Source organism: Nostoc sp. UIC 10630, assembly GCF_010747425.1.
Taxonomy (GTDB): domain Bacteria; phylum Cyanobacteriota; class Cyanobacteriia; order Cyanobacteriales; family Nostocaceae; genus Nostoc.
This window is the reverse complement of sequence record NZ_JAAGOG010000014.1, coordinates 57806-74633: the sequence shown is the minus strand read 5'-3', so window position 1 is coordinate 74633 and position 16828 is coordinate 57806. Positions and strand designations below refer to the sequence as shown.

17 protein-coding genes and 1 tRNA gene are annotated in these 16828 nt (G+C 43.1%); 13 read left to right on the top strand and 5 right to left on the bottom strand.

Going from position 1 to position 16828, the window contains the following annotated elements:
• Nucleotides 1-72: 72 nt before the first annotated feature.
• On the bottom strand, nucleotides 73-411 hold the full coding sequence (locus G1O98_RS06215; protein WP_345940529.1) for a group I intron-associated PD-(D/E)XK endonuclease: 339 nt from the start codon (nucleotides 409-411) through the stop codon (nucleotides 73-75).
• Between the two features lie 12 nt (nucleotides 412-423).
• Nucleotides 424-496: transfer RNA gene (locus G1O98_RS06210), tRNA-Arg, on the bottom strand.
• A 356-nt stretch (nucleotides 497-852) separates the two neighbouring features.
• On the opposite strand from G1O98_RS06210, the gene G1O98_RS06205 reads away from it, so the two are divergent.
• The 3 genes from G1O98_RS06205 to G1O98_RS38930 all read left to right on the top strand — a co-directional run bounded on the left by G1O98_RS06205 (nucleotide 853) and on the right by G1O98_RS38930 (nucleotide 3526).
• Entirely contained in the window at nucleotides 853-1512 is a 660-nt protein-coding gene (locus G1O98_RS06205) for an Npun_F0813 family protein (RefSeq protein ID WP_163927757.1), read from the top strand.
• A 139-nt stretch (nucleotides 1513-1651) separates the two neighbouring features.
• A complete protein-coding gene (locus G1O98_RS06200) occupies nucleotides 1652-2503 on the top strand; it encodes a hypothetical protein (protein WP_012407575.1) in 852 nt (283 codons plus the stop codon).
• 21 nt (nucleotides 2504-2524) lie between these two features.
• The gene (locus G1O98_RS38930; protein WP_345940528.1) at nucleotides 2525-3526 is read left to right on the top strand and encodes a transposase; all 1002 of its coding nucleotides are present in this window, start codon (nucleotides 2525-2527) and stop codon (nucleotides 3524-3526) included.
• A 77-nt stretch (nucleotides 3527-3603) separates the two neighbouring features.
• Here the strand turns inward: G1O98_RS38930 and G1O98_RS06180 are convergent, their stop codons facing one another.
• A complete protein-coding gene (locus G1O98_RS06180; RefSeq protein ID WP_012407577.1) occupies nucleotides 3604-4545 on the bottom strand; it encodes an ADP-ribosylglycohydrolase family protein in 942 nt (313 codons plus the stop codon).
• Nucleotides 4546-4939: 394 nt separating this feature from the next.
• Here G1O98_RS06180 and G1O98_RS06175 point away from each other — a divergent pair, with 394 nt between their 5' ends.
• From G1O98_RS06175 to G1O98_RS39735, 9 genes are all read left to right on the top strand, one after another.
• On the top strand, nucleotides 4940-5479 hold the full coding sequence (locus G1O98_RS06175) for an outer membrane beta-barrel protein (RefSeq protein WP_163927754.1): 540 nt from the start codon (nucleotides 4940-4942) through the stop codon (nucleotides 5477-5479).
• Between the two features lie 264 nt (nucleotides 5480-5743).
• Nucleotides 5744-7660: a sulfite reductase, ferredoxin dependent gene (sir, locus tag G1O98_RS06170; protein ID WP_163927753.1), complete on the top strand. Its 1917-nt coding sequence runs from the start codon at nucleotides 5744-5746 to the stop codon at nucleotides 7658-7660.
• An 88-nt stretch (nucleotides 7661-7748) separates the two neighbouring features.
• Nucleotides 7749-8519 carry a 16S rRNA (uracil(1498)-N(3))-methyltransferase gene (locus G1O98_RS06165; protein ID WP_163927752.1) on the top strand — a complete coding sequence of 257 codons (771 nt, stop codon included), beginning with the start codon at nucleotides 7749-7751 and terminating at the stop codon, nucleotides 8517-8519.
• Nucleotides 8520-8587: 68 nt separating this feature from the next.
• Nucleotides 8588-9652, top strand: a complete 1065-nt coding sequence (locus G1O98_RS06160; protein WP_163927751.1) for a tetratricopeptide repeat protein — start codon at nucleotides 8588-8590, stop codon at nucleotides 9650-9652.
• 80 nt (nucleotides 9653-9732) lie between these two features.
• Entirely contained in the window at nucleotides 9733-10572 is an 840-nt protein-coding gene (locus tag G1O98_RS06155; protein WP_163927750.1) for an urease accessory protein UreD, read from the top strand.
• A gap of 39 nt (nucleotides 10573-10611) precedes the next feature.
• Complete coding sequence (gene ureA / locus G1O98_RS06150) at nucleotides 10612-10914, top strand: urease subunit gamma (RefSeq protein ID WP_114081110.1); 303 nt, start codon at nucleotides 10612-10614, stop codon at nucleotides 10912-10914.
• Between the two features lie 21 nt (nucleotides 10915-10935).
• Entirely contained in the window at nucleotides 10936-11241 is a 306-nt protein-coding gene (locus tag G1O98_RS06145; protein ID WP_175586554.1) for an urease subunit beta, read from the top strand.
• A gap of 40 nt (nucleotides 11242-11281) precedes the next feature.
• On the top strand, nucleotides 11282-12997 hold the full coding sequence (gene ureC, locus G1O98_RS06140; RefSeq protein WP_163927749.1) for an urease subunit alpha: 1716 nt from the start codon (nucleotides 11282-11284) through the stop codon (nucleotides 12995-12997).
• A gap of 3 nt (nucleotides 12998-13000) precedes the next feature.
• Nucleotides 13001-13138 (top strand): hypothetical protein, encoded by a 138-nt coding sequence (locus G1O98_RS39735; RefSeq protein ID WP_243458352.1) that lies wholly within the window; start codon nucleotides 13001-13003, stop codon nucleotides 13136-13138.
• 445 nt (nucleotides 13139-13583) lie between these two features.
• Here G1O98_RS39735 and groL read toward each other — a convergent pair whose 3' ends face one another.
• A complete protein-coding gene (gene groL, locus G1O98_RS06130; protein WP_163927748.1) occupies nucleotides 13584-15218 on the bottom strand; it encodes a chaperonin GroEL in 1635 nt (544 codons plus the stop codon).
• 130 nt (nucleotides 15219-15348) lie between these two features.
• Complete coding sequence (groES, locus tag G1O98_RS06125; RefSeq protein WP_012407590.1) at nucleotides 15349-15660, bottom strand: co-chaperone GroES; 312 nt, start codon at nucleotides 15658-15660, stop codon at nucleotides 15349-15351.
• A gap of 379 nt (nucleotides 15661-16039) precedes the next feature.
• Here groES and G1O98_RS06120 point away from each other — a divergent pair, with 379 nt between their 5' ends.
• The gene (locus tag G1O98_RS06120; RefSeq protein ID WP_163927747.1) at nucleotides 16040-16501 is read left to right on the top strand and encodes a ferredoxin; all 462 of its coding nucleotides are present in this window, start codon (nucleotides 16040-16042) and stop codon (nucleotides 16499-16501) included.
• The last annotated feature ends 327 nt before the right edge of the window (nucleotides 16502-16828 follow it).

Genomic DNA, 16828 nt, shown 5'->3' with positions numbered 1-16828 from the left:
CATTCAAAATACTACTTTTGATTTTCCGTCTCTTCAGATGTACGGAGCTTTTTCAAAAATCAAATACTAATCCTATATATCAGGAAGATAAACAGCATAAAAGTCAAAGTCATTTACCTTATACTTCTTCTGATGAATCCCATTTTTATCTACCCAAATAGTTTTATTTACTACCCTGTTATCTCCCGCGTATTTAGCTTGTATTTTGTAAAATTTATCGTCTTTGTAGACAACAAAATCAAAAGGTAAATGTTCACAAACAAGTGGCGTGAGGACTAAATAACCTTTAAGCGTTAGATCCGCGATCGCTTTGGTAGCAGCAATATCGCCCTTATTCTTAGTATGATGCAGCAATAACGAACCCTCAACCGAGGTAATAATCATATCACTTAACGGTGCTTGAGGGTTCATATTAAGTTAAAACGAGCGCGGCAGGGTTCGAACCTGCGACCGATTGCTTAGAAGGCAATTGCTCTATCCACTGAGCTACGCGCCCAAAACAAAACAATGGCTCCTGGAGGAGTCACCTAAACTATTATATCGTCTTTACTTACCAAGAAGCAATCAAAAATTGCAGATTTACCACTAGCAAGGCTAAGATGCTAGTCGCTAGTTAGTCAATCTACACCGAAAACGAAACAGATGGGGTATTGGTTTAGATATATTGTGTTGTCAAGGGGTTATTTGCCCGTTAGCGCTAACGTCCTCTGGGCGGCTACCTTCGGGAAGAATCTGGCGATCGCTAGGCTCATTTCCACAGTATGCTAGGTAATTTCAGCCTTGGCGATACTGCCAAATGCCATTATATATTCCATATTAAGAGTGCCCCTGTGAGGAGTTTTTGCTAGTGCCATGTTTATTCTCAAACGGCAGGATGTTGAAATATCAAGCATTCAGCACCCAAAAAAGGATCAGCAGGTGCCGATTCTCAATTATCAAGGGCAGACTTTTCGCTTGATTAGTGTTTTCAAAGCTAGTCAAGAAGAAGAAGCTAGAGCCTTATGGAGAGAATTAACGGATAACCGGGGTAAAGCCTGTGTTTTGCTGGAGGAACCGGAACGTTTTAGCGTCTGGGGTAAAATCCGTTTAGAGCAGCTAGATAGTGATACAGGTGGTCATGGCAAAACGGCGATTTTAGTCCAAGCCGGTATTTTGCTGTTACAGGGTGTTTCTATCGACATTGAAGAGTTTTTAGGTGCTAAACAAGCTGCATTATTTGAAAAAGATATTGCGGAAGTATTAAAGCAAAAGCAATTTCCTCAAGCATCTTCCCTAGAAGCAGTTAAATATTTGGTATCTACCAATCCTTTGCCAACCGCCAAAATACCTGATTGGCAGGAAAATCATGTAGTTATTCTATTACAAGAACTGCATCGATTAGGAAAAGCATATTTTGGCAATGGCAATTTTACAAAACAAGTGATTTATAAGCTAGAAGATATGCCAGAAGCCGAGCGATTACTATTTATCAGTTGGCTAAATCAATCGCCACTGGGCAAACTGTGGCAGTAGCATGGAAAATTTTAACAAAATTCCGGCCACTGGTACTTGCTTTTGGTGTCCGATTGTGTATTATTTGGCAGACACACTGCTATATATACAGTCCTTTAACTCAAAATACTGCCAGAGTGCATCTACATAGTCAAGTCCTATGAATAACTCTTACGAGAATTCGTTCCTTTCTAAATCGATTTTCAATACTCAGAACATTGTCTTAGCTAATATTGGCTGGGCCGTACTAGCACTGCTATACTTTTTGTTGTTTAGTGCCAAAGTTCCCGGAGCTGATGGCATAGAAAGCCGGGCCGAGTGGTATGTGATTGGTACAAATATTTTTGAAGCTTTAGCTTATTTGGGTGCCAGTATCTTATGCTTGAGGAACTGGCTGAGTCCACAAATCGTCAGTGGGCGAAATGTCTGGCTCTTAATTGGGTTAGGTATGCTTTCCTATTTCGTTGGGGGGATAATTTTCGGATATACCGAAATAGTTTTAAAAGATGAACCAGATGTGTCTGTAGGCGATATATTTTTTGTACTGACTTATCTATTACTTGGCGCAGGCATGATTTTAGCTGTGGCTTCCAGGCGAATCAATCTGGAAAAATGGCAGTGGCTAATTGTGTTAGCAATTGCAGTGTTCGGTAGTTTGTTGGCATGGTGGATTTCTATGCAACAGGAAACACCCTCAGAACTGCTAGTCGCTATTTTGAATTGGTTTTACGTAGTTAGCGATGTGGTTCTGTTAATTATTGCTACCACTCTGCTGTTAGCCTTTTGGGGGGGAAGAGTTTCCCAGTCTTGGCGAATGATTGCAGCAGCGGCCTTTTCGCTTTACATTGCAGATATGTGGTTTAAATACGCCCAAGGCCCCAACTATCAAAGTGGGGAGATATTAGAAGTGTTTTGGGTGTTTAGTGGGGTGTTATTTGGCATGGGCGCTGTCTTAGAATATGACGCATCACTAAGACGAACGCGGCGTACCAGCGGACGTAAACGAGCTTAGTAAAGATTTTTGGTATCTACCGTGAGAAAATTAACAGACTCTGACAAGCAAGAAATTCTTAAGTTATATCGAGAGACTGCCGAAACAACCTCAACTTTGGCAGAACGCTATGGTGTGAGTAACTCGACAATTAGTCGCCTGCTCAAAAGTACTTTGCCAGAGGATGAGTATGAATACTTAGTCTCTTTAAAGCGGGCTGCGAGAACTCCTGAAGGCAGGGCGCAGGTAAGCTACGAGCAGTTACCATTGCTGACTCAACCGGAGCCGGAGATAGAAGTTCCACCCATCGAAAGCCCACCACCGTTGGAAGTGACAAAGGTTGAGCCGCAGCCACGTCGGGTAATTCGTGTAGAGCCGGAAGTTTACTCAGAGGAAACGGCAGAATCACTCGCTGCTAGTAGACGGGTGCGCCGTCGCCCCTCGGCGGCGGAAAAACCGAAGCTCCGAGTTACAGAGAAATTAGAAACTCCAGAGCAAAAGCCGCCGGAAATAGTCAGTATCTCCATTCCACCGCTAAAGGATAAACATCCAGGAGCGGCTGTCATCGCGCAGATGCTAGGCGAAGATTTGCTAGATGAATCGGAGGATTTGGATGATTTAGAAGATGATGATTTAGAGGATGACGACTTTGAGGAAGAAGACTTTGATGATGATGAGCTGGATGATGAAAGACCTTTAGTCACAAAAAGAAGACCAGGTGAAGCATCAGTTCAAGTTTTACCTCTGTCGATAGCCAATTTGCCGAAAACTTGTTATTTGGTAATTGACCGTTCCTCGGAATTAATTACCCGGCCTCTGAAGGATTTTGGTGATTTGGGACAAATTCCCAGCCTGGAAACCCAACAAAGAACTCTGCCGGTGTTTGATAATCATCGCATCGCCAAGCGCTTTTCTACCAAGCGCGATCGCGTGATTAAAGTTCCTGATAGTAAAATGCTCCATAAGACTCGTACTCATCTGCAAGCTAAGGGCATTACACGACTGTTGATTGATGGTCAGGTCTATTCTTTGTCTACGGTTTAGGATTAGGTATTGGGCATTGGGTATTGGCATTGGTTATTCCCTTTGTCTCTCTACCCAGTCCCCAGTCCGCAGTCCCTTCAACTATAGACAGCCCTTGCAAAACGCTCTGCCAAATAAATAATGTCCTGTCTACGGGCAATTTGGTTCATCCATTTTTGAGGAATATTTTCCACCCCGTAATAAATTCCCGCTAATCCACCAGTGACGGCGGCAGTAGTATCGGCATCTCCGCCTAAGTTGACAGCTTTCAGCACCGCCTCAGAATAAGACGAGCTATTTAATAAACACCACAGGGATGACTCCAAAGTATCAATCACATAGCCACCAGAATTAATCTCTTCAACTGGTAACTTGGCAATCTCACCACTAAAAATTCTGCCAAAATGTGGCTTTTCTAACAAAAATTCTCGGACAGAATAAATTGTTTGGATATCTTGCAATGCTTGTAGATAAGCTGTTTGGGGGTCAGCCCCTTCTAGGAGCGCCACTGCAATACTAATATAAATTCCACAGGACATTTGCGATCGCGCATGAGCATGGGTAATCGCTGAAACATCATGCACCCGCGCTAGCAATTCGCCTAAAGTTAAGTTTCGGTGACAATAAGCCATCGGCAAGATTCTCATCAACGAACCATTGCCATTACTATTTTCAACCTTCCCACCCGCCTGATGGGGAACAACTCCCTGTTTCAGACGCATAATTGCTGTATGGGTAGTTTGACCAATATCAAAAACATCGCCACGGGGAGTCCAGTAAGCCTCCTTGTACCACCGCCAGAAGGAATTGGCTATGGCATCCAACGAATACCCCCTACAAAGGCATTCTGCTAGGCAAAAGCTTAACGAACTATCATCTGACCAAGTTCCTGGTGGTTGATTCCATGTGCCATAACCCTGCATCGTTGTCACTGGAGATTTTACTCGTTCAGCACGGCTAGTAAACTCCACCGGCACACCCAACGCATCACCGACACATAAACCCATCAAACCAGACAACGTTTTTGCACCGGTTAGCATTATTCAATCTCCACAATAACTGCTCAAAATTAACTTTATAGATTCCCTCTATAGGTTGTTGCAACAGATGCTACAGCCGAGTTTTTCATCCTCTGTGAAAAGCTCGGCAAAAAATTGTTAGTCGGATATTTTATTTACACTATTCCGACATAGTTTGAGTTTCAAATATTGTGACAGTTTTAAAAGCGTCTATTTTTGGAACAAAGAACCCAGATGAAAAGACATTGAATGTAATTATAACAGCTTATTTATGATTGCCTGGGATACTTAGCCTGTAACTCTTATGCATCATTAGCAACATTTATTTAATAAAATTTGGGAAACATTTGGAACATTGTTAAATTATTTTCGACTGGGAATATACAAGTAAAAAATACAAATTTTGGTAAAAATTATGAAACGCTTACTCAAGTCTTTCGTGACATTTTCTGCATTATCTTCTTTAATAGTTGCTCCTCTATTTCTATCAGCTGGTCAAGCTTCTGCTGAAACCAAAAAGGGTACTGATGCTAGTTATGTTGGTGCTGGTGTTGCAGCTGGCGTTACTAGCGGCGGAGAAGGTATCAATGATGCTGCCACATTTGGTGGTAATGTTACAGGCCGCGTAAAATTAGGAACTACGCCATTTTCTGCACGCGGTAATGTTCTCTGGAGTGATAAGACAAGTGCTATCATCCCAGAACTTTCTGTGGATGTGCCTATCGCTAATAAAACTAACGCCTACTTAACTGGCGGTTATTCTTTTGTAGAAAAAGATGGCTCACCAACTCCTATAGGTAACAAAGATTCAGTAGTGCTAGGTGCTGGTGTTGAATCGGAAGTTGCTAACAATTTCCTTGTCTACACGAACGCTAAAGTTGGACTGGGTGCCTACCAAAATAGCGATGCTTCTGCTGTCACCATCAATGGCGGTCTTGGCTATCGCTTCAAATAAAAAATTATTGAGTCCTCGGTCACTCTATACTTTACTTAAGTACTCAGGACTTAGCACGGGCTAAACGCCCCGCTACCGCTAACAAAACTCACTACTCCCAAAAGCTGGTTTTGTTAAGTGTTACATCACTGACAAAGCCGGCTTTTGCCGTGGTAAAATTAAATCATTCCTCATTATTCCGGCCGGATTACCGGGGATCAAGTAGCCGAAGGGTGCTGGTTCGGTGTCTACGTAATGCTTTATTGAGAATACTATACAAGTCTAATGGTTAAATCTGCTCCTTCCCCAATCGCTAGCCGTAAGCCTTCCAAAGTAGAAGGAATCAAGGAAAATAGTAATTTTTTGCGTGAACCTGTAGCAACTGAAATTCTTCAAGATACTACCCATTTTACTGAAAATGCGGTACAGCTTTTGAAGTTTCACGGTTCTTATCAGCAGGATAACCGCGACAACCGCACTAAGGGACAGGAAAAAGATTACCAGTTTATGCTGCGGACAAAAAATCCGGGTGGTTTAGTACCGCCGCAGCTGTATCTGGCTTTAGATAAAATAGCCGATGAGTATGGCAACCACACCTTACGAGCAACTACCCGTCAAGGTTTCCAACTGCATGGTATTTTAAAGAAGAATCTAAAATCAGCGATCGCTACAATTGTCAACAATCTGGGTTCAACTTTGGGAGCTTGCGGCGACATCAACCGCAACGTCATGGCACCACCAGCCCCTTTTAAGAATCGCCCAGAGTATCAGTATGCTTGGGAGTATGCCCAGAATATTGCTGATTTGTTGTCAGCACAAACGGGTGCTTATTATGAAATTTGGCTAGATGGGGAAAAGGCAATTAGTGCTGAAGAAGCTCCAGAGGTGAAAGCAGCCAGACAGCGCAATGGGAATGGCACAATTATCCATGACAACGAAGAACCGATTTATGGCACGCATTACATGCCCCGCAAGTTTAAAATTTGCGTGACGGTACCAGGGGATAATTCTGTTGATTTGTATTCCCAAGACCTGACGTTGGTAGTGATTACCAATAAGAAGAAGCAATTAGAAGGATTTAATATTTTTGCTGGTGGTGGCTTAGGCAGAACCCACGGTAAAGAAGAAACTTTCGCTAGGTTAGCAGACCCCATTGGTTATGTGGCGAAGGATGATGTCTACGACATTGTAAAAGCGATTGTTGCTACTCAGAGAGATTATGGCGATCGCACCGACCGTCGTCACGCCAGATTAAAATATCTAATCAACGATTGGGGTTTAGATAAATTCCGTGCCCAAGTTGAAGAATATTTCGGTAAATCAATCGAAGCCTTCAAACCACTGCCAGAGTTTAAATATCATGACTTCCTCGGCTGGAATGAACAAGGAGATGGCAAGCTATTCTTAGGAATTTCCATTGACAATGGTCGAGTCAAGGATGAAGGTTCGTTTCAACTGAAAACTGGCTTGCGGAAAATTGTTGAGCAGTTCAACTTACCTATCCGCTTGACACCCAACCAAAACCTGATTTTTTACGATATCGAACCAGATAGCAAGCAAGCTATTCAAGATATTCTCAGCCTTTACGGTGTTGGAGACGACCCTAGTAAAATCGAACCTTTAGTGCGGTATGCAATGGCTTGTCCGGCTTTGCCCACTTGTGGCTTGGCAATCACGGAATCAGAACGGGCAATACCGGGTATTTTGGAAAGAGTTCGCGCTCTGTTAGATAAAGTTGGTTTACAAAATGAGCATTTTGTGGTAAGGATGACCGGATGCCCCAACGGTTGCGCTCGTCCCTACTTAGCAGAATTGGGCTTTGTCGGTAGCGCTCCAGAATCTTACCAATTATGGTTAGGGGGTTCGCCAAATCAGACTCGACTGGCACAACCTTACACAGAAAAGCTGCACCATAATGATTTAGACAGTTTTTTAGAACCGATTTTTGTCTACTTTAAGAAATCTCGGAAATCGAAGGAAAGCTTTGGTGATTTTTGCGATCGCGTTGGTTTTGATGCCATCCGCGAGTTTGCTGCTAGCTACGATCCGCAAACAGCCAATGGTGCAAACAAATCGCGCCATCGGGTAAATTTAAAAGAAGAAGTTTATGGCAAGTTAAAGGAAGTAGCAGAAAGCCAAGGGAAGCCGATGACTCAGTTAGTGACTGAAGCGCTAGAAGCTTACTTCCAGAATCTTTCGTAAGCTGAACAAATAACTAAACCATGAATGGACACAAATGGATTTATTTGTGTCCATCTTTGATTTGATATTCTTGAAATTTCCAAATCTCATGTCTCAACTGCAAAGAATTGCGATCGCACCTTCCCAATTTCAACAAGGGCAAATTTTACTCACCAAAGAACAACAACATTATTTGGGGCGTGTATTGCGCTTGCGTGAAGGCGATCGCTTTATTGCAATGGATGGTAAAGGAAAATGGTGGTTAGCGCAGCTAGCAGGGGAGCAAGCACAGGTTTTAGAAGCGCTTTTAGTGGAAACTGAATTACCTGTATCAATTACCTTGATGGTGGCGTTACCCAAAGGCAATGGATTTGATGAAGTTGTGCGGTGTTGTACAGAGTTGGGAGTAACTTGTATTGCACCAGTATTGAGCGATCGCACTTTGCTCGATCCTAGTCCTCAAAAGCTCGAACGTTGGCGGCGCATCGCTGCGGAAGCCGCCGAACAATCAGAGCGCTCTTTTGTGCCAACAATTTTAGAGCCTGTTGGTTTTAATACGGGTTTGTCATTAGTCATTGGTCATTTGTCATTTGCCAACAGTCAGCAATATATCTGTGAAGCGCGTGGTGAGTTTCCCCATTTAAAAGATTGCTTACAGCACAAAGGACAAATGACAAATGACAAAGGACAAATGACAAATGACAAAGGACAAGAAACCATTGTCATTGCTACTGGCCCAGAGGGAGGATGGACAACACAAGAAATTGAGAATGCGATCGCATCTGGATTTCAACCTGTTTCCCTTGGTCGCCGCATTCTGAGAGCAGTTACAGCCCCAGTAGTAGCATTATCCTTAATTACCGCAAGTTGTGAAGTATAAATGATTTATAGCTCACGCAAAAGTGATTTTGCGCGAGACATCACTCCATCCTGTATTTAAAGTAAGTGATGATTGAGCAAGTTGCGATCGCCTTTGACCATAAAGACTATCAAACAGCTGCCAAATTACTCAAACAGCTGCTAATAGAATCACCAGACAATCCTTGGGTGCAATTTTATCTTGGTCGCTTGCATGAAGTATCTGGAAAGCATCAGGATGCGGACAAAATTTATCGGCAACTGCTGCAAGATACGACAAATACCAAAATAGTGTCGCTAGCACGTCAAGGTTTGCAACGACTGCAAGAAATTGAGATTGAACAAAGACAAAGAGCCATTTCCCAAGCAAAATCTGAACCTAATAACACTGAACTTGGCGTACTAGTTTTAGAGCCACTCAGTAACGAGATGAAAACGGACGCATCTCGAAAATTTGCCCAGATAATGCAACTAGATCCCTATACCGCAAGGCTATTAATGCCAAGTCGTGGCTGGAGGTTGTACCGTACTGGACAAGTGGGAGAACTAAAATTTTACGGCAAACAGTTACAGCAGGCTGGTATTCCTTGCTTTTGGGCATCACTAGCTCAAATTCAGCAAATTCAAGTTTATCAAGTCAAACATTTTCAAGAATCTACCCCACAAGCTACTGTTGTTTGCTGTAATGACACAAATCAACTCGGTTCTCTCACCTTTGACTGGTCAGAAGTGACAGCCAGAGTAGTGGGACTATTGCCCATTTTTGAACAAGTTGTAGATGTTGATGCCCGCCGTAAACTGGAATGGAAAACTCAAACACAAGACTATGCTCAGTTTTGTGATTTACACTTACCTGGTAGACGTTGTATTCTCCGATTCTATGATAACGGCTATGAATTCCAGCAAGGTTTAAAAATCATTCCCCAAGCTAGCCAAAATACAATCAGAATTAATTGGAATAGTTTATCAAGTTGGATTGACCAGCAACTACCTCAAGTTAAAATTTGGTCAGATTTCACATCATTTGCAGATACAACATTAGATCAAACAGAAATGTTAGGTCATATCAAGTCACATATTCATTTGTTTCGCAGGGAACAGACTAATTGGGATTCAGCTTTTCATTTATATAGTGGACTGGTGTTTCTTAAATAAAATGATAAATTGCAGGTCAAACACTGGCATAGTGAATTAATGAAATGTAATCCACCTGAAACTTAATGTTTACTTCATAAATGACCTGTAACTCACAAATAGCAGAAGGTTGGCATGGAAAACTTAATTTAGTCTATGCCGATCGCCAGGGTGCAACCCAGTTAATTTACAATCACCAACAAGCGCCCCTGAAGGTACAACGGCCATTTTATCCAGAAGGAGACAAAATTTGTCATAGCGTAATTTTGCATACAGCTGGGGGAATGGTAGGAGGCGATCGCTTATCCTCTAATATCCACCTCCAACCCCAAGCCCAAGCCTTAATTACTACAGCTGCTGCAAGCAAGATATATCGCAGTAATGGCTTACAAGCTAGACAAACCATCCAAATGCAAGTTGACGCTGGCGCTTGTTTAGAGTGGTTGCCGCAGGAGACAATTTTATTTAACGACGCGATTTATCGGCAAGATTTACGGGTAGAATTAGCAACCGGGGCCAGTTGGTTAGGCTGGGAAATTACCCGGTTTGGTCGCAGTGCTAGAGGAGAAAAATTTTACCTTGGAGAATGGCGATCGCACACAGAAATTTGGCAGCAAGGCGTTCCTTTATGGATTGATCGGCAATGCTTACACGGTAGCGAAGACATTTTCCACAGTCCCCACGGCTTGGCTGGAAAACCAATAGTAGGTAGTCTAGTTTGGGTTGGTGGTGCAGTTTCAGCAGAAATTGTCGAAAAAGCACGAAGTTTATGGAATGGGGAAGGGGAAGCGGGTGCTAGCCGATTACAACATGGATTATTGTGCCGATATCGCGGTTCTTCTACTTCTGAGGTGAGAAACTGGTTTATTGATGTTTGGCAGTTGCTACGAGTTTCTTTTCTGAATCGTGGTAATTGTATACCAAGAGTTTGGCAGGTTTAAATGAACCGCAGAGGCACAGATAACACAGAGGAGATAAGAATGCAACTTACGCCGCAGGAAAAAGATAAGCTATTAATTTTTACTGCTGCTTTATTAGCAGAAAGACGGAAAGGAAGGGGGCTAAAACTTAATTATCCCGAAGCGATCGCTTATATTTCTGCTGCTATTTTAGAAGGTGCAAGGGATGGGCAAACTGTGGCTGAATTGATGAGTTATGGTACAACTCTATTGACGCGGGATGATGTCATGGAAGGGATATCAGAAATGGTACATGATGTGCAAGTTGAAGCTACTTTTCCTGATGGCACAAAGTTAGTGACAGTACATAATCCAATTCGTTAATTTTGTAAGTTTTAATTTATTATGATTCCTGGGGAAATTATCACACCAACAGGTGAAATTGAACTAAATGTTGGTCGTCCAACTATAAAATTGCAAGTTTCAAATACAGGCGATCGCCCCATACAAGTAGGTTCCCACTATCACTTTTATGAAGTCAACACCGCCTTAAACTTTGACAGAGAACAAGCTAGAGGAATGCGCCTCGATATTCCCGCCGGAACCGCAGTCCGCTTTGAACCAGGCGATGAAAAAGAAATAACTCTAATCCCCCTCGTCGGTACTCGCCAAGTCTACGGCTTCAACGCCAAAATTAACGGAAACCTCTAAAAACCTCCGCGTCCCTTTGCGTTAAAAAAAAGGATTTTATATGCCTTACAGAATGGATCGCCGCGCCTACGCCGAAACATACGGCCCAACAGTAGGCGATCGCATCCGGCTTGCAGACACAGAATTATTTATTGAAGTTGAACAAGATTTCACCACTTACGGCGATGAAGTGAAATTTGGCGGCGGAAAAGTTATCAGAGACGGAATGGGACAATCCCCCATTTCTAACGCCGATGGTGCTGTAGATTTAGTAATTACTAATGCCTTAATTCTCGATTGGTGGGGTATTGTCAAAGCGGATATTGGCATTAAAGATGGCAAGATTTTCAAAATTGGTAAAGCCGGAAATCCTTATATTCAAGACAATGTAGATATTATTATCGGCCCCGGAACTGAAGCTTTAGCTGGTGAAGGAATGATTCTCACTGCTGGCGGTATTGATGCCCATATTCATTTTATTTGCCCCCAACAGATTGAAGTTGCGATCGCTTCCGGTATAACCACCATGATCGGCGGCGGTACTGGGCCAGCTACGGGTACAAATGCCACTACCTGCACCCCCGGCCCTTGGAATATTTACCGAATGTTGCAAGCTGCTGATGCTTTCCCCGTCAACTTAGGATTTTTGGGCAAAGGTAACGCCAGTCAACCCCAAGGACTTGTAGAACAAGTAGCCGCCGGTGCAATGGGGTTAAAACTCCATGAAGACTGGGGAACCACACCCGCAGCAATTGATACTTGCCTTAGCGTTGCCGATGCTTATGATGTACAAGTAGCGATTCATACTGATACCCTGAACGAAGCCGGATTTGTCGAAGATACGATCGCAGCTTTCAAAAATCGTGTCATCCACACCTACCACACCGAAGGCGCAGGCGGCGGACACGCACCAGATATTATCAAAGTTTGCGGTCAAGCCAACGTTTTACCATCTTCCACTAACCCCACACGCCCTTACACCCTCAACACCTTAGACGAACACCTCGATATGTTGATGGTATGTCATCACCTCGATCCTGCGATCGCTGAAGATGTCGCTTTTGCTGAATCTCGCATCCGCCGAGAAACCATTGCCGCCGAAGATATTTTGCACGACTTAGGCGCATTTAGCATGATTTCCTCCGACTCTCAGGCAATGGGAAGAGTAGGCGAAGTGATAATTCGCACCTGGCAGACATCTCACAAAATGAAGGTGCAACGGGGAATTCTTAACCCACACGGAGATGAGCAAAAAGCAGATAATTTTCGGGCAAAAAGATATGTCGCTAAGTATACAATTAACCCTGCGATCGCTCACGGAATTGCTCAATATGTAGGTTCAGTGGAAGAGGGGAAATTAGCAGATTTATGTTTGTGGCATCCCGCGTTTTTTGGCGTTAAGCCAGAGATAGTGATTAAAGGCGGAATGATTGCATGGTCGCAAATGGGCGATGCTAACGCTAGTATTCCCACACCGCAACCAGTTTATATGCGCCCAATGTTTGGTAGTTTTGCCGGGGCGCGTCATGCCACATCATTAACTTTTGTTTCACAAGCAGCTTTAGAGAACGAAATTCCTAGCCAGCTAGGTTTACAAAAGTCAGCAGTAGCAGTTTCTGGAACACGCCAATTGAGCAAGCGGGATATGAAGCTGAATGATGCACTACCCCACGTTGAAGTAGATCCAGAAACATATCAAGTCAGGGCAGATGGTGAGTTGCTGATTTGTGAACCTGCGACAGTTTTACCAATGGCACAGAGGTACTTTTTGTTTTAATTCGTGACCAAGCAATTTACTGATTACGATAGTCCTTGGAAAGAAGTCATCGAGCTATATTTTCCCCGCTTTCTAGAATTATTTGAGTTTCCTGTGGCGAAACTGTTGGACTATAAGCAAGGGTGGAAAACTTTAGAGTAAACTACCAATCCTTTTGGTGTAATTGTGATGACACATCTCAAGACCAAGGCAACGCAACGAAACCCAGAAAATCGGTCAGGATTAATTTGGCTCATGAGTTTTTATGGAAAAGTGGAAGTGCATAGGCTACTTTTGTAATTTCACTAATAATTTATCTATCAATTCTTGATATGGATTTGTCCATACTGAGAAAGTATCCTGTTCCTCGTTTATCTCTATAGAACGCTTACGGGTTCATCTTCTAGGAATATCTAGGTATGATGGAGAATTTTTTAATTCTATTTTTTTATTTTTTTCTAGAGAATTCAATAATTTAATTTTGTTAATATCAGTGCCTTTAATTTGCGATGGATACCAAGTAATAACTTGAATTATTAATAGTCCTAAAAAAACAGCCACCTCCATCAGGAAGCAGCTGTTTTTCAATTTATACAACTACAAAGTATTAGTAATCGAAGTCGCCACCACCAGCACCAGCGCCAGCAGGAGCGCCGTCTTTTGGTTCAGGCTTGTCAACTATAATACATTCGGTTGTCAACACCATACCAGCGATGGATGCAGCGTTTTGCAGAGCAGAACGAGTCACTTTAGCAGGGTCAACAATACCAGCAGCTAACAAATCGACGAATTCGTTTGTTGCAGCGTTGTAGCCAACGTTGAATTCTTTCTCTTTGACGCGTTCAGCGATCACAGCACCATTCTGACCAGCGTTTTCAGCAATCCGCTTCAGAGGGGCAGGTAAGGCGCGAACGACAATCAAAGCACCAATCAACTCTTCATCTTTAAGATTGCTCTTTGCCCAAACTTCCAATTCAGGAGCAAGGTGAGCCAGAGTTGTACCACCGCCAGGAACAATACCTTCTTCCACAGCAGCTTTGGTGGCGTTGATTGCGTCTTCTAGGCGCAACTTCTTGTCTTTCATTTCGGTTTCAGTCGCTGCACCAACTTTCACGACAGCAACACCACCAGAGAGTTTAGCAAGACGCTCTTGTAATTTCTCTTTGTCGTAAGAAGATTCGGTTTCATCGATTTGACGACGAATCTGTTCGACACGAGCCTTAACAGCAGCTTCGTTACCTTCGGCAACAATTGTGGTGCTGTCCTTGGTGATGGTGATCCGGCGAGCTTTACCCAGGCTATCCAGCTTGGTGTTGTCTAGCTTCAAACCAGCATCTTCGGTAATTAGTTGACCACCAGTTAAAACAGCAATGTCTTCTAGTAGTGCTTTGCGGCGATCGCCAAAGCCAGGAGCCTTAACAGCAGCCACGTTTAGTACACCGCGTAAACGGTTTACTACCAAGGTTGCCAAAGCTTCTTTTTCAATATCTTCAGCGATAATTACCAAAGGACGACCAGCACGAGCTACTTGCTCTAACACTGGTACAAGGTCTTGTACCAAAGCGATTTTCTTATCGGTCAGCAGTATGAAAGGCTCATCAAAAACTGCTTCCATCCGCTCAGGGTCAGTAGCGAAATAAGGAGAGATGTAGCCTTTATCAAAGCGCATCCCTTCTGTGATTTCCAACTCGGTAAACATAGATTTCCCTTCTTCTAGGGAAATTACGCCTTCCTTGCCTACCTTGTCCATTGCTTGGGCAATCATCTGACCGACTTCTTCGTCATTACCAGCCGAGATTGCACCAACTTGGGCAATAGCTTTGGAATCTTCCACTGGACGGGCGTGTTCTTTGATTTTGTCTACCAAGAAGCTAGTAGCTTTGTCAATCCCGCGCTTCAGTGAAATCGCGTTAGCACCAGCTGCAACGTTCCGCAAGCCTTCTTTGACGATCGCATGAGCTAAAACGGTAGCAGTTGTGGTACCATCGCCCGCAGCATCGTTGGTTTTAGAAGCAGCCTGACGAATCAAAGCTACGCCAGTGTTTTCGATGTGGTCTTCTAATTCGATTTCTTTAGCGATTGTTACACCGTCATTAACAATTTGCGGTGCGCCAAATTTCTTTTCTAGGACTACGTTACGACCTTTGGGGCCAAGGGTAACAGCTACAGCCTCAGCCAGGATGTCAATACCTCGTTCTAAGGCGCGACGGGCGTTTTCGTTGTAGATAATGCGCTTTGCCATAATTGTTTTAGTTGTCCTTTGTCATTTGTCTTTTGTTCTACCCTTCGGGAAGCCGCCCGAGGGCGTCTACGTCATTTGTCATTTGTCCTTTGTCATTGGCTAATGACTAATGACCAATGACTAATGACCACTAAATAACGACTGCTAAAATATCTTTTTCAGAAAGCAGTACATATTCTTCGGTGCCGAGCTTGATGTCAGTGCCAGCGTACTTGGAGTACAACACTTTATCGCCGACTTTAATTTCCAATTCCTGACGGCTACCGTCTTCGTTACGCTTGCCAGGACCAAGGGCAACTACTTCCCCTACCTGGGGCTTTTCCTTGGCGGTATCGGGCAAATACAGACCACCTGCGGTCTTTTCCTCTGAGGCGTTCACTTTTACGAAAACGCGATCGCTCAAAGGTTTAACTGTAGAAACGCTTAAAGATAAGGCTGCCATAATTATTTTCTCCAGAGATTAGCACTCTCAACCCCTGAGTGCTAATCTACCTAAAATTGGCATCCAATGGCAAGAATTCATTGAGTACGGGTTCCCGAACTAGAAGCTCGTTGATGTACTTAAGTATTAATGCCTAATTATTTATATCCTTCGGGTTCTGCTCTGTAAGTTACGTATATTTTTATATGGTCATAGGGAGTCGGGAGTCGGGAGTCGGGAGTAGTGAAGAGTTTTCCCAATGCCCAATGCTTATATTTGAGAGACTCTGCTCAGTACAAGTTGCCCAATGCCCCATTCTCTTCTCAGTCAACTTTTTTTGCAAAACTTGGAAATTGTTATAGAACTGTAATCAGGGAGCTGCTCGATAAGTAACAATACAGTGATCCAGTCAAGCCATCAAATCCCCAAAGCCACTAAATCTCTAGTAGAATATAAAGCCCTGAGTAATTGTGTAGAAAGTTTCGGACTTGCAAAGATTCAGCGACACATTTTTGTTTGCGCTGACCAGACAATTGCTAATTGCTGCTCAAAACGAGCTAGTCTGGAATCCTGGGAATACTTAAAAGAGCGACTTAAAGAGTTAAAACTTGATGAGTCGCAACAGAATTATTCCTTATGCGTCTACAGAACTAAAGCCAACTGCTTGCGCGTTTGTTGTTCTAGACCCATAATGGTGGTTTACCTTGATGGTGCCTGGTATCGCCAAGCAAACCTAGAAGTTATTGAGCGGATCATCCAAGAACACTTAATAGGCAATAAGGTGGTAAAAGAATATGCGTTTTTCAACCATCCTTTGCCAGAAACTTCCCTAGTTTCTTGTGAACACCTCATAGAGGCTTAACAACCGAAGGATATGGAACAGCAGTAAGCTTTAAGAAAGTGCGGGTTGGTTTTGAGGTAGGGTCATCTTTAAGCCAATACTTACTTGTGAGTCAGAAGGATTATTATTTAATCAGTGTTTTTTCGCCCGCCACTTTCAATGCGATATATAATAGCGCATTATAGATACTACTGCTATACGTATCCTTGCTGGACTTTTGCTATCGAGCTATTAGTCTCTTGAAAATGCTCGGCATTTTTGAGACTTCGAGACAGCAAAGGCAAGTTAAGTAGGAAAAAAGACAACATCTCGAAATAACCCACCATAGAGGATAAATATTCAAGACTT